This is a genomic window from Streptomyces sp. NBC_01089, assembly GCF_045162975.1.
In the GTDB taxonomy this organism is placed as follows: Bacteria; Actinomycetota; Actinomycetes; order Streptomycetales; family Streptomycetaceae; genus Streptomyces.
In genome coordinates this window covers 2,873,092-2,891,833 of record NZ_CP108660.1, presented here as the reverse complement: position 1 = coordinate 2,891,833, position 18,742 = coordinate 2,873,092, and the positions used below count along the sequence as shown (strand labels likewise).

Here is an 18,742-nt window from a genome sequence, read left to right as displayed (position 1 = left end):
CGGGTTCCGCCGCGACCGGCGGCGGGCCCGCCGACCCACGGTCCGCCGCGGGGCAGGCCGTTACGATGGACGGCATGACTGCTACGCCCAGCCCGTCACCCGCCGCCACCCCGACCGGAGACGCCGCGCGGGGCAGCGGCGCCCGCCGTGTCCTGCTGGCCGCCCCGCGCGGGTACTGCGCGGGTGTGGACCGCGCCGTGATCGCCGTCGAGAAGGCCCTCGAGCAGTACGGCGCACCGGTCTACGTCCGCAAGGAGATCGTCCACAACAAGTACGTCGTACAGACCCTGGAGAAGAAGGGCGCCGTCTTCGTCGACGAGACGGAGGAGGTGCCCGAGGGCTCCATCGTCGTCTTCTCGGCGCACGGCGTCGCCCCTGTCGTCCACGACGAGGCCGCCCAGCGCAGCCTCGCCACCATCGACGCCACCTGCCCCCTGGTGACGAAGGTCCACAAGGAAGCCGTCCGCTTCGCGAACGACGACTACGACATCCTGCTGATCGGCCACGAGGGCCATGAGGAGGTCGTCGGCACCAGCGGCGAGGCGCCCGAGCACATCACGCTCGTCGACGGCCCCGAAGACGTCCCCAACGTCACCGTGCGCGACGAGTCGAAGGTCGTCTGGCTCTCCCAGACCACGCTCTCCGTGGACGAGACGATGGAGACGGTCGACGCGCTCAAGGAGAAGTTCCCGCAGCTGATCTCGCCGCCCAGCGACGACATCTGCTACGCCACGCAGAACCGCCAGACCGCGGTGAAGCAGATGGGCGCCGACGCCGACCTGGTCATCGTGGTCGGCTCCAAGAACTCGTCCAACTCGGTACGGCTGGTCGAGGTCGCCCTCGGCGCCGGCGCCCGCGACTCGCACCTGGTGGACTTCGCGGACGAGCTGGACGAGGCATGGCTGGAGGGCGTCACCACGGTCGGCGTCACCTCGGGCGCCTCCGTCCCGGAGATCCTGGTCGACGGCGTACTGGAGTGGCTCGCCGCCCGGGGCTTCGGCGACGTGGAGATCGTGAAGGCGGCCGAGGAGTCGATCACCTTCTCGCTCCCCAAGGAGCTCCGCCGCGACCTGCGCGCCGAGGCCGCCGACCTGTCGGGCAAGTAGCCGCGGGCGCGTCGGACACGCCGGGCGCGCCGGACGCACGGTGACCGGTGGCCGGGGAGACCCGGCTGCCGTCCCGGCGCGTGACGGAGGACCCGCTCCACCGCGTGACGGAGGGCTCCACGCCGTAACGTGGAGTCATGCAGATCTTCGGTGTGGATATCGGCGGATCCGGGATCAAGGGCGCTCCCGTTGACCTGGACCGCGGAGACCTGGCGCAGGAGCGCCACAAAGTGCTGACCCCCCATCCGGCCACGCCCGACGGTGTGGCCGACGGGGTCGCCGACGTCGTCAAGAACTTCGACTGGTCGGGCACGGTGGGGATCACCTTCCCCGGCGTGGTCACCGACGGCACGGTCCGTACGGCGGCCAATGTCGACAAGAGCTGGATCGACGTCGACGCGGGCAAGCTGATCGGCGGCAGACTCGGGCTCCCGGTGACCGTACTGAACGACGCCGACGCCGCCGGCATCGCGGAGATGACCTTCGGAGCGGGCCGCGACCGCAAGGGCACGGTCATCCTGCTCACCTTCGGTACGGGAATCGGCTCGGCGGTCTTCCGTAACGGCGCCCTGGTCCCCAACACCGAGCTGGGCCATCTCGAACTGCACGGCCACGACGCCGAGACGCGCGCGTCCACCAAGGCCAAGGAGGACGAGGACCTGAGCTGGCACCACTGGGCGCACCGGGTGCAGAAGTATCTGGAGCACGTGGAGATGCTGTTCTCGCCCGAGCTGTTCATCATCGGCGGTGGCGTGAGCCGCAAGGCCGACAAGTTCCTGCCCCTGATCGAGGGGGTCAGGGCCGAGATCGTGCCCGCCCAGCTGCAGAACAACGCGGGGATCGTGGGCGCGGCGATGGCGGCGTCGAGCCGCTGAGCCGGGGGCGGGACGGGGCGGGGCGGGGTTGGCCGGGCTGGGCCTGGGGCGGCGCGTCGTCTGACCGCCCAAGCCGGGCCGGGCCGGGGCGGCGCCTGACCGCCCCACCTGGCCGTCCGGTTCAGCGGTAACGCCGCCGGATCATCCGGACCTTCCGTACGGTGGCGATCACCCCGGCGATGAGCGTCCCGCCGTACAGCCAGCCGGCATTCAGCGCGAGTGTCGTGACCACGGCGACGATACGGCCGCCGGCCCCACCGGTGCCCCCGGCGATCGGCAGCGCACCGACGGCGAACGAGATCGGCACGCTGATCGGCGCGGTGACCAGGTCGGCGGGGCGCACCCAGAGCGCCGTCAGCGCCGCGACCGGCAGGAACAGCAGTCCGTACATCAGCGGCCCGCCGTCGAACAGCAGCCAGTCGACGCAGCCGAGCAGGAACATCACCGCGGCGCCGAAGATCCCGCCGCCGAGACCGGTCAGCCGGGGGTTGGGGAACCGGCGCAGCGCGATCACCACCGGCGCCGGACGGGCGGCCCGCACCGGGGCCGCCCGGTAGACGGCCGCCGGCGCGGACCCCGCGATGCTGCTCTCGGACGGACCGTCGGCCTGAGTCGTACGAATCCTGGGTCGCTGCTCCACGTGACCAAAGTAGGTCGCAAGGCGGGAGGAATCCGGCGTTGGACACGCGCTTTGGGCGAGCTTGGCGATCAGTTCGATCCGACGGGGCGCCGGGACCCGTACGACACGCCCGTAAACTGGGGGATCGGCCCACCCCCGGGCCGGTACATCAGCTCTCGCTACGGGAGCTCTCGCTACGGGAAGTCGCCAACGTGTCGCTCACGATCGGAATCGTCGGTCTGCCGAATGTCGGCAAGTCGACCCTGTTCAACGCCCTGACCAAGAACGACGTGCTGGCGGCCAACTACCCGTTCGCCACCATCGAGCCGAACGTCGGCGTGGTCGGAGTCCCCGACAGCCGCCTCGCCGTGCTGGCCGAGGTCTTCAGCTCGCAGAAGGTCATCCCGGCGACGGTCGACTTCGTCGACATCGCGGGGATCGTCCGGGGTGCGAGCGAGGGCGAGGGACTGGGCAACAAGTTCCTCGCCAACATCCGTGAGTCCGATGCGATCTGCCAGGTCATCCGGGCCTTCAAGGACGAGAACGTCGTTCACGTCGACGGCAAGGTCTCGCCCAAGGACGACATCGAGACGATCAACACCGAGCTGATCCTCGCCGACCTCCAGTCGGTGGAGAAGGCGGTGCCGCGCCTCCAGAAGGAGTCCCGTCTCCAGAAGGAGAAGGTCGCGGTACTGGCGGCCGTCGAGGAGGCCCAGAAGATCCTCGAAGCGGGCACCACGCTCTTCGCGGCGGGCATCACGGCCACCACCGAGAAGGGCCGCCTCCTCCACGAGCTGCACCTGCTCACCACCAAGCCCTTCCTGTACGTCTTCAACGTCGACGAGGACGAACTGGTCGACGAGGACTTCAAGAACGAGCAGCGCGCCCTGGTGGCCCCCGCGGAGGCGATCTTCCTGAACGCCAAGATCGAGTCCGAGCTGATCGAACTCGACGACGCGGAGGCACTGGAACTCCTCCAGTCGATGGGCCAGGAGGAACCGGGCCTGGCCACCCTGGGCCGCGTCGGCTTCACCACCCTGGGCCTCCAGACCTACCTGACGGCAGGCCCGAAGGAATCCCGCGCCTGGACGATCAAGAAGGGCGCCACGGCCCCGGAGGCGGCCGGCGTCATCCACACGGACTTCCAGAAGGGCTTCATCAAGGCCGAGGTGATCTCCTTCGCCGACCTGGTGGAAACGGGCTCGGTGGCCGAGGCCCGCGCCAAGGGCAAGGCCCGGATGGAGGGCAAGGAGTACGTGATGCAGGACGGGGATGTGGTGGAGTTCCGCTTCAATGTGTGACGGGTGACGTAACACCACGTCGCTGATCTGGCAAACATGCAGGTCAGATGGGTCCGGCTCTTCGGGGTCGGGCCCTTGGTTTTTTTCCGGTGCTGGGATGGTGCTGGGATAGCTGACCCCTCGCCACCTGTCGTCATCCCTGGTCATCCGTACTGTGCTGGGATCGTGCTGGGACGTGGATGTGGTGCCGGTGCTGGGATTTGCGCGGGTCCGGCGCTGGTCGAGCGTGAAGGTAGTGCGGACATGGCGCTTTTCCTACTCGTTTGACACAATCGGGGTATGGCTGAGACGACGTACAGCATCGGGGAAGGGCCGGCGACGCGGGTGAGCCTGTCACTTCCCGAGGGGACCGCGGAGGCGATTCGGGCCCGGGTGGGCAAGCGGGAATTCTCCGCGTTCATCGCCGAGGCGGTCGAGCGTGAGCTGCGCGGGCAGGTTCTGGACGAGTACCTGGCGGACTACGAGAGCCGCAAAGGGCCGGTTTCCGAGCCGGCTCGTCAGCGGGCGCGGCAGGTGTTCGACGAGGTGTTCGCCGAGGAGACCGAGTGGCCCGCCGCAGGCTGAGTCACGAGGGGACGCTGGTCCTCGACAGCGAGGGACTGTCGAAGCTGCTTGCCGACGACGAGCAGGTGGTGGCTCTGATCGCTGAGGCACGCTCGCGCGGCATGGAGGTCGTGATCAGTGCGCTCACCATCATCGAGGCCATCCATGCCCGTACGAACAAGTCCCGCCTGAACTGGGTGCTTTCCGGGCTGCGGGTCGTCCCGGTCGGTGACGAGGAGGCGAGGGCTGCCTCGAAGTTGCTGATGAATGTCGGGTTGCACGGACACAAGTACGCGATCGATGCGGCCGTCGCCGAGGCCGCGCTGCGACAGCACCGCCCCGTGGTCATGCTGACTTCCGACATCGACGACATGGCCGAGCTCTGCGGTGACCGGGTGCGGCTAGTGGGGATCTGAATGCCTCTGACCCCGGTGCTGTCTTCCGGCCGAAACCCGCAAGGATGGGATTGGGACGCCGCACCTTGGCGGGATTGCCAGTGGTGAACGCGAGTCCGGACTGGTACCACTGATCAAGGTCCGGGCAGCGCGGTTTTAGCGGGGGAACGTGGGCTGGCAGGAAGAAGTCGTCTCGGCGCTGGACGCCTGGGTGGCACACGAGGGCGTAGCTGCTCGCGAGCCACGGTGGCGCCCCCTGGGGCGAGCGGTGCGGGGCCGGAAACCTGGGGAGTACGTAGTCGACGTGCGCGGGTCCGAAACCGGGACGGACCAGCTTCAGGGGGACAGTCTGCGACTGGCCGGACCTGATGAGGGCGACATTGACGCAGGTCACTCCGTGCTCGATGTGTACAGGGACGGCACCGCGCTTCGCGTGCATGTTCCGGAGTTCGTAGACCCGGCGGATCCCTGTCTGTGGATGAAGCCGCAGCCCACCGGATTCCTCGTCAAGGCGCTGCGGGAAGGCATGGCCTCGCTCGCCGATGCTCCGCTGGCCCATCTCATGGCCCGAGGCGAGGCGGGTACGGGGCGGCTTGCTGCCATTGGACTGCCGCCCGGCACGCTCTTGCCCACCCAGGATCGCGCCTATCGGGCATGCATGGGCGAGGGCCTGTGGCTGGTGTGGGGGCCGCCGGGTACTGGTAAGACCACAGTTCTCAAACGCGCCATCAGCGATCTTGTTGCCCGGGGGAAGCGGGTCCTGTTGGTCTCGGCCACCAATATCGCTGTGGACAACGCCCTGTGGGGCGTGGTGAAAGAGCAACGACATGGCGATGGCGAACTCGTCCGCGTGGGACCACCTCACCTGAGGGAGATCGCGGAAGACGCGAGTGTCTGCCTGACGCTGATGGTGCGCCACCGATTGACCGAAACCGATGAGCGCCGCCGTGCTGTCGCCGCTCAACTGGTGGAGACTCGGGAGCGGGCCAGGCAGTTGGAGGACCTGGAGCGGAGCCTCACGGACTTCGATGCTGTGGCGTACGCCTCGGACCGTGTCCGACTCGACGACCCTGCGCGAGCTTCCGCGGCTTTGGAGCAGACGCGCGTTCAAGCATGCCGGGATGCCAAGGACGCGAAGGACACTGCCGTACGACTGGAGCGGTCCCACCTGGCCGCGCTCGAAGCGGTGAGGGTGACGAAGAAGGCTCAAACTGACTGGAAGTCGTACGACGAGTATCAGGAAAGCCTGGACCGACTCCGTCGGGCGGTGACCGACTTGGAGGCGAAGGCACTCGTCGCCGACAGGGAGTGTGTGGCGTCTCAGGAGCTCGTGGACGGCCTTGAACAGCTGAAGGGCTTTGCGAGGCGCCGCGCAAAGCGGGAACGGGAAACTGCGCGCATTCGACTGGAGACAGCGCGCGCTGACGCGTACCAGGCCGGTCAGAAGGCGGTGGACGCCCGGTCGGTCCTGGCCCGGCAGGAGAATGCCGTCGCGACGCGGCTGGCGGAACTCGGGGCTCGGATTCCGTTCAGCAAGCAGGAAATCGCGCTCCGGCAGTGGAGTCTGCAGAAGGTGGAGAAGGCCCTGGAACGGGCCCGGCGACACCATCTGGCAGCGGGCGCCAACCTGGCCGTTCTCGCCAGGGAACTTGGGCTTTCCCAAGCGGCTGAAACTCGTGTCGAGGAGGCCGACAGACTCGGCCACCCTCGACGCCATGCACAGGTGGCGGACCTGAAACCTCGTGTGGCGGAGGACCAAGAGCGCCGGTCGGCGCTGGAACGCCGTCATCGCGAACTCCAGGAGGAGTACGACAAGCTTGCGCGTGACGCCCAGGGCGAGATCATTCGCGGTGCCAAGGTTGTTGCCACCACTCTTGCACGGTTCCGTACCACGAAAGCGGTTTTCGAGGGTGAATACGACGTTGTTCTGGTCGACGAGGCCGGAGCCGCAACCCTGCCCGAGGTCCTCCTGGCCGTAGGAAAGGCGAAGACCACTGCGGTCCTCCTTGGGGACTTCATGCAGCTCGGCCCCGTGCTGCCGCAACTCGACGGAAGCAAGAGGCCCGACGTTGCCCGCTGGATACTGCGCGAGGTCTTCGAGCACTTCGATATCGAGTCCCCTATGGCGGCTGTGAATCACCAAGGCTGCGTCGTACTGGATGTCCAGCACCGCTTCGGTCACGACGTCATGCGTCTGGCGAACTCACTCGCGTATGACGGCGTATTGAAGCCCGGTCCAGGTATTGAGCAGCGTGCAGCGCGGCGCGCCTCGGACGACCCCGAGATCGTGATCATCGACACCGACGGGCTGCAGAACCTCGCCCAGGTCCACCGCACCGGCCGTCGCAAGGGATGGTGGCCGGCCGGTTCCCTACTGGCACGAGCCCTGATCGACCTGCACGCGGAGGACGGTGAGGCGGCCGGTGTCGTGACGCCGTATCCGGTACAGGCCGAAGCCACCTTGGAGGCTCTCCGGGACAACGAGGGTGCCAGCAGTCGGCTCGCCGAAGTCGGAACGGCTCATCGGTTTCAGGGCCGCGAGTTCCCCGTAGTCATCTTCGACACCGTGGAGGACGACTACGGTGACGGCCTCTGGATGTCCCGGGCGTCCCGGGCACCTGGGGCGTCCGCCTGGGAGCGCAATGGGGTACGACTCTTCAACGTTGCCGTCACCCGCGTTCAGACCAGGCTTTACGTTGTCGGAAGCCGAAGGCGCATTCTTGCTGCGGGTGAGCACACCGCCATGGGCAGGCTTGCTGCCCTCATCGGCGACCGACGCGTCCGCACGGTTCCGGCCACTCAGCTGATCGCCCCCGGGGAGCGGCCGGACATCCCTCTCGGTCCGTTCGGCACGCGTCTCGCCGACGTCCTCTCCCGCCATGTCGAAGTCTCCGACGTCGACGACGAGATCTCGTTCTACGAGACGTTTGCCGCAAGGCTGGCCGAAGCGCGCAATTCCTTGTGGATCTGGTCTCCGTGGACTGCGACACGTCTCATCGGGCTTCTGCCGGTGCTGGACGAGGCCGTGCGTCGAGGAGTGCGTGTGACGGTCTTCGTCCGTGATCCCTACGACACGGGTCAGAAGAAACAGGCCGACCTGGTCAGGCAGCTTCGGGCAGTGGTGCAGACGGTCGTCCCCGTCAATGTAATGCACCAGAAGATCGTTGTGATCGACGAGCACACGGTTCTGCTGGGCAGCCTCAACTCCCTCTCGCAGAGCCGCTCACGTGAGGTCATGCTGACTATCAAGGGCAGCCACTTCGCACGCAAGATCCTGACTCACGAGCATGCGGAGGACTTTGCCAAACCTCCTCGGTGCGATGCATGCAAGGGGGAGGAAGTGGACCTGCGCCGCCGGGCCAACGGTTCCTGGTACTGGCGATGCTTCAACCGGATATGTCCAGCGCGGCGAGGGAGTCGGGCGTGGGAGAAGGCTGTTCGGCTGAAGTCAGGGGCGCGGCGCTAGCTGGTTCAACCTCAACGAGGGCACTGGCGTCATCGCTTGAACCGGTCGTGGTGATGATCTTCTTCCCGCGGACGGCGCCGGTGACGCCGAGCTCGCGCCTGAGGCGTTCGGCCGTGCACCGGGCCACGAGGTGGAGCGGCACAGCGCTCACGGATGGACAAGGCCCGGCTCACGCTATGTTGGGCCGGAGCCGGGCCTGTGCTCAGTCCGCAGTCAGTCCGCAGGACACCCGTAAACGGCCGTCGGCAGCCAACGCATGCCAACGAGGAAGCCCCAGGTCAGGGATCTCGACGGGGCTCCGTCGCAGGTCAGGATCGGTCCGCAGACATTCCGCTCAACGTGTGATCGCGGAATCTCTGTGCAGTGACGTGGCTTCCCGGGCGTGCCGGTTTGGCCGGATGTGCGCCCGGTAGCTTGCGGCACTTCTTCGTTCGACGGCATTCGACGGCACTGGCCAACGCTGGCTGCCGCCTGCCCCGGCAGGTCCTGAGCGCTGTCCTGTGCAGGGCCCGCTGCGCGATCCGGGCGGCTGGCGATGACCGGCCGGGCCGCGGCTGTGTAAGGCGGTCATGGCCGTGTTCGTGACGGAGTCGGGGCTGACCGACACGACGCCGTGAGCAACCCTTGTTCCCCGTGGTTCCCCGTAGTTCCCTGCGGTGCGGGCCAGGGCGGGGAGGCGGGGTAGCCCCCCGGTAGGGCGCGTCCGCGGCGAACTCGTTCGTCAGGAACAGCAGGTCGCCCAGCGTCGCCGGATGGTCGACCAGTACCTCTCGGGGACCGTGACCCCCGCCGGCCCGGGCAAGCAACGCCGCCGCTCCGCCTGAGGTGTTCGACGCACCTCGGGTGGTGCGGGCCTCGGTCCGTTCGGCGGGGAGTTCTGACCTTTGCATCTATAAATCAGATCGCCTGCAACTAAAACATCTGTTGGACAGAACTCAGGGCGCGCCCCCAGGATTCCTCACGCGGTAGCTCGTAGCACGGTCGACGCGACACCGGGACGGACTGCCGCAGGAGTGGAGGTTGAAGTGCCGAGTGAAGAGACCGAAGTGGTCGTCGTCGGGGCGGGCCAGGCGGGTGTGGCCATGAGTGAGCACCTGGGCGTTCACGGTGTGCCGCACGTCGTTCTGGAGCGGCACCGGATAGCCGAGCGGTGGCGTTCGGAGCGGTGGGATTCTCTGGTCGCGAACGGGCCCGCGTGGCACGACCGGTTCCCCGGGCTGGAGTTCTCCGGTGTCGACCCTGCCGCCTTCGCCTCGAAGGAACAGGTCGCGGAGTACTTCGCCGCGTACGCCGAGAAGATCGGTGCCCCGGTCCGGTGCGGGGTCGAGGTGACCTCGGTGCAGAAGCACGAGGGGCGGCCCGGTTTCCGGGTCGAGACGTCGGAAGGTTCCATCGACGCGCGCTACGTGGTGGCGGCGACCGGACCGTTCCAGCGGCCCGTGATCCCGCCCATCGTCCCGGACGGCGCCGTCCCCGTACAGATCCACTCCAGCGGGTACCGCAACCCGGAGCAACTGCCCGATGGCGCCGTCCTCGTGGTCGGGGCCGGGTCGTCCGGGGTGCAGATCGCCGACGAGCTGCGCCGGTCCGGGCGCCGGGTCTTCCTCTCCGTCGGCCCGCACGACCGTCCGCCCCGCGAGTACCGCGGGCGGGACTTCTGCTGGTGGCTCGGTGTGCTCGGGCGCTGGGACGCGGAGACGCCTCCGCAGGGGGCCGAACACGTCACCATCGCGGTCAGCGGCGCCCGCGGCGGCCACACCGTGGACTTCCGCGCGCTGGCCGCCGACGGCATCGAGCTGCTGGGCATGACCGGCTCCTACGACGACGGCGTACTGCGCTTCGCGCCGGATCTCGCCACGAACATCGCGCTGGGCGACGCCAAGTACCTCGAACTCCTGGAGGCGGCCGACGCGTACGTCGCACGCAACGGCCTCGACCTTCCCGCTGAGCCGGAGGCCCACGTCCTCGGCCCGGACCCGCAGTGCGTCACCGAACCCCGGCCGGAGCTCGATCTGGCCGGAGCCGGCGTCACCTCCATCGTCTGGGCGACGGGCTTCGCCGCCGACTACAGCTGGCTGGAGGCCGACGCGTTCGACGAGAACGGCCGGCCGCAGCACCGACGCGGCGTGTCGCCCGAACCCGGCGTCTACTTCCTGGGCCTGCCGTGGCTGTCCCGCCGCGGGTCGAGCTTCATCTGGGGTGTCTGGCACGACGCCAGGTACATCGCCGACCACATCACCACCCAGCGGGGCTATCTCGCGCACGGCGCCCAAGGCCGGCCCTGTGCCGTGCCCGCGACAACGCAGAAGAACTGAAGAACTGAGGAGCCGTTGATGACCTCCACGAGTGAGGGCCGTTCCGCGAACCGCCCGGTGAAGGCCCCGATCGTCGCCGGTGGGCACACCCGGATCCGGCCGTTCAACACCCGCGACACCTACCCCGAGCAGAACCTCTCCAACGACCTCTGCCAGGCCGTCGTGGCCGGTAACACCGTCTACGTACGGGGGCAGATCGGCCAGGACCTCGACACCAGCGAGTCGGTCGGTGTCGGTGACGCCGGGGCCCAGGCCGAGCAGGCCATGGCGAACATCAAGATGCTGCTCGAAGAAGCGGGCAGCCGCATGGAGCACCTCGTCAAGCTGACGATCTATCTCATCGACCCGCGCTACCGCGAGGCGGTGTACCGCGCGGTGGGCCGCTGGACCGAGGGCGTGCATCCCATCTCCACCGGCCTGGTCGTGTCGGCCCTGGCCCGTCCGGAGTGGCTGTGCGAGATCGACGCCATCGCGGTGATCCCCGAGGAGGTGCAGGCATGACGTTCTCCCTGGTGGTGCGGGACGGTGAGCGGTTCGGTATCGCGGTCAGCTCGTCGAGTCCCGCGGTCGCGGCCCGCGTCGTCCATCTGAGCCCCGGTGTCGGCGCGGCGGCTTCGCAGAACGTCACCGACCCCACGCTCGGCACCAGCCTGCTGGCCGGACTCACCGAACACGGTGATGCGCAGCGCGCCCTGACCGATGTCACCGGTGCGGCGCGCCACGCGAAGACCATCGAACACCGGCAGCTCACGGTGGTCGGCCGCTCCGGCCCCGGATGCGCCTACAGCGGCTCGGGGACGCTGGGCACCTACGCGACGGCCACCGCGGACGGTGCGGTCGCGGCGGGCAACATGCTGGCCGGTGAGCACATCCCGCAGGTGCTTCTCGACGCCTACGCGGCGGCCGGCGGCGAGCTGGAGGAGCGGCTGGTCGCCGCTCTGCGTGCCGCCGTCGAGGCCGGCGGCGAGGTGGGGCCCGTGCACTCGGCGGGCCTGGCCGTCGTCGCGGACGTGGGCTGGCGGGTGACCGACCTGCGCGTGGACTGGGCCGACGACCCCGTCGACCGGCTCGCGGAACTGCTCGACGTGTGGCTGCCGCAGCGCGACGACTACGTACGGCGCGGACTCGACCCCGCGGCTGCCCCCTCGTACGGCGTCCCGGGTGATCTGTGATGGGCGCGTCCAGGTCCGTGCCGGGTACGTCCAGGTCCGTGCCGGGTACGTCCACGTCCGTGACCGGGACGCTCAAGGCGGCCGCGCGGTGTGAGATCGACCGGCACACCGACGAGTTGATCGGTCTCTCCGAGCGTCTGCACGCCGATCCGGAGACGGCCTGGGAGGAGCACCGGGCAGCCGCCGCCGTGCCGGAACTGCTGGACCGTGCCGGCTTCCAGGTCACCTCTTCCTACCTGGGCCTGGACACGGCGTTCCTGGCGCGGTTCGGCAGCGGGCCCACCCGGATCGCGCTGTGCGCCGAGTACGACGCGCTGCCCGGCCTCGGTCATGCCTGCGGGCACAACCTCATCGCGGCGAGTTCCGTCGGCGCCGCGCTCGGGCTCGCTGCCGTCGCCGACGACGCCGGCCTCACCGTCGAGGTCTACGGGACACCCGCCGAGGAGGGCGGCGGCGGCAAGATCGAGATGCTCGACCGCGGGGCCTTCACCGGGGTCGACCTCGCCATGATGGTGCACCCGGCGCCGGTGGACGTCGCGGAGGCACAGCCCTTCGCGGTCAGCCACTCCAAGATCTCCTACACCGGCAAGTCCGCCCACGCCGCCGCCTACCCGGAAGCCGGGATCAACGCGGCCGACGCCTTCACGGTGGCCCAGGTCGCCATCGGCCTGCTCCGCCAGCAGCTCCCGGCCTCGGCCCGGGTGCACGGAGTGGTGACGCACGCGGGCAGCGCCCCGAACGCCATCCCCGAGCTGGCGACCGGACGTTGGTACGTACGGGCCGAGACCCTCGCCGAGCTGGCCGAGCTGGAGCCCCGTGTCATGCGGGCCTTCGAGGCGGGGGCTCTCGCGACCGGGACCAGTCTGGAGATCGAGCCGGAGAGCAAGCCGTACGCGGAGTTCCGCGCCGACGAGACGGCGCTCGGCCACTACCGCCGTAACGCCGTCGCGCTCGGCCGTCAGTTCGCCCCGCCGGGCCAGGCCGCCCGGATGAACCGTGCCTCCACCGACATGGGCAACGTCTCCCAGGTGGTTCCGGCGATCCACCCCTACATCGGGATCGGCTCGCTGCCCGCCACCAACCACCAGCACGAGTTCGCCGCGTTCTGTGTGGGCGGAGAGGCGCAGCGGGCCCTGCTCGACGGTGCGGTCGCGCTGGCCTGGACCGGGATCGACCGGGTCGTGCCGGACCAGCTGGGCCAGACCTAGTTGTGCCCGACCTCGTTGTGCCAGGTCCGGCCGTGCCGGGAGGGGGCGCGCCGGGATGACGGGGGCGCTCGCCGCTCCGTCGGCCTGATCCCTCCGTCGGCCTGACCCCTCCGTCTCCGTCTCCATGCCCGCTCCGTCTTCCCGACGGGCCTGCCCCCGCTCCGACGGTCCCGCCGCCGCAGCCCCCGGCTCCTGCTTCTTCCCCCATCCCCAAGGAGGCGCGAATGCCCGCCCCTAACACCGGCGCCAGGACGACCGAGGCCGAGACGGCCACCGACGTGGTCGCCTTGCGCAGAAGCGTTGCCGCGGGCGCCATCGGCGTGTTCGTGCACTGGTTCGACTGGGCCGCGTACGCCTATCTCGCCGGTACGGTCGCCACCGTGTTCTTCCCGGCCGAGGACCGCACCACCGGACTGCTGGCCGTGTTCGGCGTGTTCGCCGTGTCGTTCGGCATCCGGCCGATCGGCGCCATGGTCTTCGGACCGCTCGGCGACAGGATCGGCCGCAAGCGCACCCTGTCACTGGTCATCTTCATGATGTCCGGTGCCACCCTGACCATCGGCCTGCTTCCCGGTTACGCGACGATCGGCATCGCCGCCCCCGTACTCCTGCTGGTGCTGCGCCTGATCCAGGGATTCGCCGCGGGCGGCGAGTTCGGCAGCGCGGCGAGCTTCCTCGCCGAGAGCGCCCCGCGGCGCCGTCGTGGATTCGGCGTCAGCTGGCTGGAGGTCGGCTCCCTGCTGGGGTTCCTCTCCGGCTCGTTCGTGTTCCTGCTGCTGTCGGCGGGGCTCGACGACCACCAGCTGACCTCCTGGGGCTGGCGCATCCCCTTCCTCGTCGCCGCGCCGCTGGGCATCATCGGCTTCATCATCCGGAACAAGATCGAGGACACCCCCGAGTACCGGTCGCTCGAAGCGCATGACACGGTCCCCCGCAGCCCCGTACGGGAACTGCTCCGCTCGGAGAAGCGCCAGTTGCTGCAGGCGGCGGGCCTGATGACCGCCATGCATGTGCCCTTCTACACGGTGCTGACGTACCTGGTCACCTACGAGACCGACCACCTGGGCCGCTCGGCCGACAGCGCCGCCCTGCTGACCACCGTGATCTCGCTGCTCGGGCTGGTGCTCGTCCCGGTGTTCGGGCATCTGTCGGACCGTGTCGGACGTAAACCGGTCTTCGTCGGGGCGACGGGGGCCCTCCTGGTCGCCGCCGTCCCCGCCTTCCTCGTCATGCGGACCGGACCCGCCGGGACCTGGGTGGGAGGTCTGCTGCTCGGTGTGATGCTGGCGGCGATCCTCGGCACCTACGCGGTGTGGTCGGCGGAGCTGTTTCCCACCCGGACCCGGCAGAGCGGTCTGTCCATCGCGTACAACATCACCGCCGCTCTCTTCGCGGGCACGGTGCCCTACGTGATGACCGTGCTCATCTCGGCGACCGGTAGCACGCTGCTGCCCGGTTTCTATCTGATGGTGTTCGCCGTCGTCGGGCTCGTCGCGGCCCTGTCCCTCCGGGAGACCGCCGGTTCCGCCCTGCTGCGTCCCGAGGACGTACCCGACCGGGCCGCCGAGAAGGCGCAGGACCGGGTCACGCTCTGAGGGCGGGCCGTACCGTCCCGGACGGGAGCGTCCGGAACGAGCGCGTCCCGAATGGGAGGGGCCCGGCCCGGCTGCCGCCGCCGCATAAGCTCAGGGGCGGACACGGACCGCGAGGCGCAGGGAGCACACATGACGTCACCGGTGGGCTTCACCCTCGTCCAGCTCCGCTACTTCCTCGTGGCGGCGGAGCGCGGCTCGATGACCGCGGCGTCGGCCGAGCTGAACATCGCGCAGTCGGCGGTCTCCACTGCCATCCACAATCTTGAACACGACCTGCGGGTGCAGCTGTTCATCCGCCGCCGAGGCCGGGGGCTGGTCCTCACACCGGCGGGGGAGAGGCTCCAGCACCAGGCCCGTGAGCTGCTGGCCCGCGCGCGTGAGGTCGAGGGGGAGGCGCGCGGCAGTGGGGAGACACTGTCGGGGCCGGTGACCGTCGGGTGCTTCGTCACGCTGGCGCCGTTCTATCTGCCCGCCCTGTTCAGCGCATGCACCCGCCGCTATCCGGCGATCGAGATGGACGTGGCCGAGGCGGAGGCCGAGCAACTCCTCCAGGCACTGCACGCGGGACGCATCGACTTCGCGCTCACCTACGACCTCGGCCTGTCCGCGGATCCGGGACTGCGCGGGGAGACCATCGCCCGCTTCCCTGCCTACGCCATCGTCCACGCCGGTCACCCGCTGGCCGGCCGCGGCACGGTGAAGCTGGCCGAACTGACCGCCGAGCCGCTGGTCCTGCTCGACCTCCCCTACACACGCGACTACTTCCGGGCGCTCGTGGCCGACAGCGGCACCGCACCGGACGTGCGCTACCGCACGCAGAGCTATGAGACCGTCCGCTCGATGGTGGCCGAAGGGCTCGGCTACTCGGTGCTGAACCAGCGGCCGGCGACCGGGCAGACCTACGGGGGCGAGGTCGTGGAGCTGGAGCTGAGCGACAGACGCCCGCCGCTGGAACTGAAACTGGCAACGGTGCAGGGCGTGACGCAGACCCCCCGCGCCCGCGCCGTCATGGAGCTGCTGCGCGGGATCGCGACCCGACGCGGCGCGCGACGACCTGACGCGGGCCGGGCCGGCCAGGACGGGTGATCCGCACGTGAGCGGGCGCGCGGGTGGGCATGTGCGCGATCGTGATCGGGAGGGGGCAGCTCTTCCCCCGCCGAGTGCCGTGCGCCCGGTGCCGTGTTGTGCTTCCGGTGCCGTCTTCCCCCTGGTGGTCGAAACCCGCTCGATCTGGTCGGCTCCTTGCGGAGATCCTTGAGCATGGAATTTCTCTGCTACCACCGAGACCGGCCCGAATCCCTGCCGCTGCGCGAGCAGTTGGGGGAGGAGCACTGGGCGTACATGGACCGGTACGAGAAGGAGATGGTCGCCCGGGGCCCGACCCTCGCCGACGACGGCGCCCCCACCGGCAGCATGCACATCGTCAGCCTGCCCGATCCCGCCGCAGCCCGGTCGTTCGCCTTCGACGAGCCGAACTACCAGGCCGGTGTCTACCGGGACGTACTGCTGCGGCGGTGGCGCAACACGCTGGGGCGCACCATGTGGGAGTTCCCCGGCGGCCGGACCGGCGGACACCGGTATCTGGTGCTCGGCCTCGGTACCGGCCCGGCCGCTGACCTCGCGGTGCCGTCCGGCCGGGACGAGCTGATCGCCTACGGGCCGCTGCTGTCCGACGACGGCGACACCTGGCTGGGTACGGCGGCTCTCGTACGGGCGGCGGACCCGGAGGCGGCGCGGGCCGTCCTGACGCGGGACCGGTACGCCGCCATCGAGGTGCACAACTGGCAGTTCGGCGGGCGGCCGTGACAGCAGGGGCCCCGGACCCCGGGGGTCACAGCAGCCGCTTACGGCCCCGGACGACGACGAACGCGACGACCGCGGCCGCGACGGCGAGCATGATGCCCGCTCCGAGCCACTGCATCGTGTGCATCTGGGACACGGGGAGGTAGTCGATGGACCAGCCGACGACGTGCTTGGACTCCAGGCAGGCGGTGTGCGCCTTCTCGTTGTCCGGCGCGTCGAGACAGGTGGTCCAGTCCAGACGGCCGCCCGAGCTGGTGGCGAAGTAGGTGCCCTGGCCCAGCTGTTCCGCCTGTGCGGGCAGCTTCGGCCGCGGGGCACCGGGGCCGACGCCCTTGTCGGTGCTGACGGTCACGACGTGCCCCAGGTCCAGCCGGAACCGGTCCCAGACCACGTCGATCGCCACGACGACGCCGAGCGTGACCACCATCGACACCAGGGTGCGGCGCAGGACCATGCCGACCGCAGCGCCCACGGTGAACGTGAGCAGGGCGTAGGCCACCGGCGTGACCCCGGTGACGTTGAAGAAGGAGGTCCAGACCAGGGTCTCGGCACGCCCCTTGACCGGGCTCCACCACCAGTCGAACACCGCGCCCAGCACAGCGGTGGACAGGGCGAGCAGCGCCGCGGGCATGGCGAGCTTCATGGTGAGCCACCGCAGCCGGCTGACGGACTGCGAGGTCACCAGCTTGGCGGTGCCGGACTCCAGGTCGCCCGCGATGAGCGGGGCGCCGAGAAGGACACCCGCCAGGACGGGTACGTACCCCAGATAGCTCCCGAAGCTGAACAGCCGGTCCGTGTACTTCTCGAAACCGGGGGGCAGGCCGGTGGAGTTGTGCGAGGACGCGTCCTGGGTGTTGACGTAGTCCATCATCTGGCCGCGCAGCAGGACCATGACGACCACACCGACGAGGGTGAGCGCGATGAGGGTCCAGAACGCGGCGCGGTGCTGACGCCAGACGAGCCAGGCCGTACCGCGGAGCCGGGGGCCGGTCTGCCGGGGTGCCCGTCCGTTCCGCGGCCCCCCGTCGGGCGTCGGGCGGGCCGGGTCGTGAGTGAGCGTGGTGGTCATGCGGTCACAGCCTTCTGCCGGTCGCGGGTGAGGATGTCGTGGATGTCGCCGACCTGGGCGCTGGGGGCGATCAGCGGGGGTGCGTCGGGCGAGCGCAGATAGGCGAGCAGCAACTCCTCCAGGGTGGGAGGCTCGCCCCGGCCGTTGTCCTGGCCCTGTCCGCCGAGACGTACGAGGACACCCGGCCGGTTCCCGTCGCTGTGGGAGTCGATCACCGTGTGGGGTGCGACGGCGGGGTACGGGCCGCCCGGCGGGGCCGCGAACAGGGCGTGTGCGGCGCGCAGTTCGTCCACTTCGCCCGCCAGACGCAGACTGCCGTTCGCGATGACGAGGAGGTAGTCGCAGATCGAGTCGAGCTCGGCGAGCATGTGTGAGGACACCAGCACCGTCGTGCCGTGCTGGGCGGCCTCCGCCGTCAGTGCGGCCATGAGTTCGCGGCGGACCAGCGGATCCAGATCGGACATCGGCTCGTCGAGGATGAGCAGGTCAGGGCGTTTCCCGAAAGCGAGCGCGAAGGCGACGCGGGTGCGCTGACCGCCGGACAGCGTCCCGGTCTTCGCCGTCATCGGCACCTGGCCCGCGCGGACGATGCCCTCGGCGACCTCCTGGTCCCAGCGGGGGTTGAGTTCCCGGCCCAGGCGCAGGGTCTCGGCCACGGTGAAGCGCCGGAACAGCGGCTTCTCCTGGGTGAGGAACGCGGTACGCAGGACCGCCTCCGTCGACCCGGGCTCAGCGCCGAGCACCCGCAGGGAGCCGGTCGTCGGCCGGATCATGTGGGTGGCCAGGCCCATCAGGGTGCTCTTGCCCGCGCCGTTGGGGCCGACGAGGCCGCACACCCGCCCGGCCGGCAGCCGGAAGGAGACCTCCCGCAACGCCCAGCCGCGCCGGTACTTCTTCCCGAGCCCCCGGGCCTCGATCGCCGGACCGGCGGCGGGGTGTACGAACCCCGGTCCGGTTCCGAGGTGCATCGCCGCGTGGGGCATCCCTGCGTGGTCCATGTGCGGGCTCCTGTGTGTGGGGACGTGGGTACGTGGGCGGGCGGGGGCGCCTGGGCGTAGGAGGGCACGCCTGGGCGCGGGAGAACAGCCACCCCGCAGCCGGCCGGAGTCCCGGCCGGAGTCCGGCCGGAGTTTGACGCCGCCCGGGGAGGGTGATCGGATCACTCGTGCGCCGCCCGGTGGACACGACTCTCCTCCGCCGCGTCCTGCGGCGGATCGGGCGAAAGACAGATCATGCGCGGCCGGATCCGACTTTCGGCCGGTCGGCGGGAGGGAC

16 protein-coding genes are annotated in these 18,742 nt (G+C 69.7%); 13 read left to right on the top strand and 3 right to left on the bottom strand.

Features of this window, described 5'->3' with window-relative positions; translation table 11 throughout:
• The first annotated feature begins 74 nt into the window (after positions 1 to 74).
• On the top strand, positions 75 to 1,106 hold the full coding sequence (locus OG510_RS12715) for a 4-hydroxy-3-methylbut-2-enyl diphosphate reductase (protein WP_406136879.1): 1,032 nt from the start codon (positions 75 to 77) through the stop codon (positions 1,104 to 1,106).
• Positions 1,107 to 1,243: 137 nt separating this feature from the next.
• Positions 1,244 to 1,981, top strand: coding sequence for a polyphosphate--glucose phosphotransferase (gene ppgK / locus OG510_RS12710; RefSeq protein ID WP_406136878.1), 738 nt, complete (start codon positions 1,244 to 1,246; stop codon positions 1,979 to 1,981).
• A 121-nt stretch (positions 1,982 to 2,102) separates the two neighbouring features.
• On the opposite strand, the gene OG510_RS12705 is transcribed toward ppgK, so the two are convergent.
• Positions 2,103 to 2,621: a DUF6542 domain-containing protein gene (locus tag OG510_RS12705; RefSeq protein ID WP_406136877.1), complete on the bottom strand. Its 519-nt coding sequence runs from the start codon at positions 2,619 to 2,621 to the stop codon at positions 2,103 to 2,105.
• 191 nt (positions 2,622 to 2,812) lie between these two features.
• Here OG510_RS12705 and ychF point away from each other — a divergent pair, with 191 nt between their 5' ends.
• From ychF to OG510_RS12650, 11 genes are all read left to right on the top strand, one after another.
• Entirely contained in the window at positions 2,813 to 3,901 is a 1,089-nt protein-coding gene (gene ychF, locus OG510_RS12700) for a redox-regulated ATPase YchF (protein ID WP_406136876.1), read from the top strand.
• Positions 3,902 to 4,180: 279 nt separating this feature from the next.
• On the top strand, positions 4,181 to 4,465 hold the full coding sequence (locus tag OG510_RS12695; protein WP_382465301.1) for a hypothetical protein: 285 nt from the start codon (positions 4,181 to 4,183) through the stop codon (positions 4,463 to 4,465).
• Entirely contained in the window at positions 4,447 to 4,860 is a 414-nt protein-coding gene (locus OG510_RS12690; protein ID WP_406136875.1) for a DNA-binding protein, read from the top strand. Before OG510_RS12695 ends, OG510_RS12690 begins: the two co-directional genes overlap by 19 nt.
• A gap of 376 nt (positions 4,861 to 5,236) precedes the next feature.
• Entirely contained in the window at positions 5,237 to 8,305 is a 3,069-nt protein-coding gene (locus OG510_RS12685) for an AAA domain-containing protein (protein ID WP_406136874.1), read from the top strand.
• Between the two features lie 1,025 nt (positions 8,306 to 9,330).
• Positions 9,331 to 10,620: a flavin-containing monooxygenase gene (locus OG510_RS12680; RefSeq protein ID WP_406136873.1), complete on the top strand. Its 1,290-nt coding sequence runs from the start codon at positions 9,331 to 9,333 to the stop codon at positions 10,618 to 10,620.
• A gap of 18 nt (positions 10,621 to 10,638) precedes the next feature.
• Positions 10,639 to 11,121: a RidA family protein gene (locus OG510_RS12675; protein WP_406136872.1), complete on the top strand. Its 483-nt coding sequence runs from the start codon at positions 10,639 to 10,641 to the stop codon at positions 11,119 to 11,121.
• Positions 11,118 to 11,792 carry a DUF1028 domain-containing protein gene (locus OG510_RS12670; protein ID WP_406136871.1) on the top strand — a complete coding sequence of 225 codons (675 nt, stop codon included), beginning with the start codon at positions 11,118 to 11,120 and terminating at the stop codon, positions 11,790 to 11,792. Before OG510_RS12675 ends, OG510_RS12670 begins: the two co-directional genes overlap by 4 nt.
• 59 nt (positions 11,793 to 11,851) lie before the next feature.
• Positions 11,852 to 13,000 (top strand): M20 family metallopeptidase, encoded by a 1,149-nt coding sequence (locus OG510_RS12665; protein WP_406136870.1) that lies wholly within the window; start codon positions 11,852 to 11,854, stop codon positions 12,998 to 13,000.
• A 224-nt stretch (positions 13,001 to 13,224) separates the two neighbouring features.
• On the top strand, positions 13,225 to 14,595 hold the full coding sequence (locus tag OG510_RS12660; protein ID WP_406136869.1) for an MFS transporter: 1,371 nt from the start codon (positions 13,225 to 13,227) through the stop codon (positions 14,593 to 14,595).
• 129 nt (positions 14,596 to 14,724) lie between these two features.
• Entirely contained in the window at positions 14,725 to 15,681 is a 957-nt protein-coding gene (locus OG510_RS12655; protein WP_406136868.1) for a LysR family transcriptional regulator, read from the top strand.
• Positions 15,682 to 15,855: 174 nt separating this feature from the next.
• Entirely contained in the window at positions 15,856 to 16,401 is a 546-nt protein-coding gene (locus OG510_RS12650; RefSeq protein WP_406136867.1) for a YciI family protein, read from the top strand.
• Between the two features lie 25 nt (positions 16,402 to 16,426).
• Here OG510_RS12650 and OG510_RS12645 read toward each other — a convergent pair whose 3' ends face one another.
• Together OG510_RS12645 and OG510_RS12640 are read right to left on the bottom strand one after the other, a co-directional pair.
• Entirely contained in the window at positions 16,427 to 17,467 is a 1,041-nt protein-coding gene (locus tag OG510_RS12645; protein ID WP_406136866.1) for a transmembrane transport protein, read from the bottom strand.
• Positions 17,464 to 18,435 (bottom strand): ABC transporter ATP-binding protein, encoded by a 972-nt coding sequence (locus OG510_RS12640; RefSeq protein ID WP_406142377.1) that lies wholly within the window; start codon positions 18,433 to 18,435, stop codon positions 17,464 to 17,466. The genes OG510_RS12645 and OG510_RS12640 overlap by 4 nt, the downstream gene beginning before the upstream one ends.
• Positions 18,436 to 18,742: the final 307 nt, after the last annotated feature.

Coding starts and splice junctions, on each gene's coding strand:
- OG510_RS12660 (WP_406136869.1), top strand. CDS start 13,225: ATGCCCGCCCCTAACACCGGCGCCAGGACGACCGAGGCCGAGACGGCC.
- OG510_RS12655 (WP_406136868.1), top strand. CDS start 14,725: ATGACGTCACCGGTGGGCTTCACCCTCGTCCAGCTCCGCTACTTCCTC.
- OG510_RS12645 (WP_406136866.1), bottom strand. CDS start 17,467: ATGACCACCACGCTCACTCACGACCCGGCCCGCCCGACGCCCGACGGG.
- OG510_RS12650 (WP_406136867.1), top strand. CDS start 15,856: ATGGAATTTCTCTGCTACCACCGAGACCGGCCCGAATCCCTGCCGCTG.
- OG510_RS12695 (WP_382465301.1), top strand. CDS start 4,181: ATGGCTGAGACGACGTACAGCATCGGGGAAGGGCCGGCGACGCGGGTG.
- OG510_RS12640 (WP_406142377.1), bottom strand. CDS start 18,435: ATGCACCTCGGAACCGGACCGGGGTTCGTACACCCCGCCGCCGGTCCG.
- OG510_RS12715 (WP_406136879.1), top strand. CDS start 75: ATGACTGCTACGCCCAGCCCGTCACCCGCCGCCACCCCGACCGGAGAC.
- OG510_RS12670 (WP_406136871.1), top strand. CDS start 11,118: ATGACGTTCTCCCTGGTGGTGCGGGACGGTGAGCGGTTCGGTATCGCG.
- ppgK (WP_406136878.1), top strand. CDS start 1,244: ATGCAGATCTTCGGTGTGGATATCGGCGGATCCGGGATCAAGGGCGCT.
- OG510_RS12675 (WP_406136872.1), top strand. CDS start 10,639: ATGACCTCCACGAGTGAGGGCCGTTCCGCGAACCGCCCGGTGAAGGCC.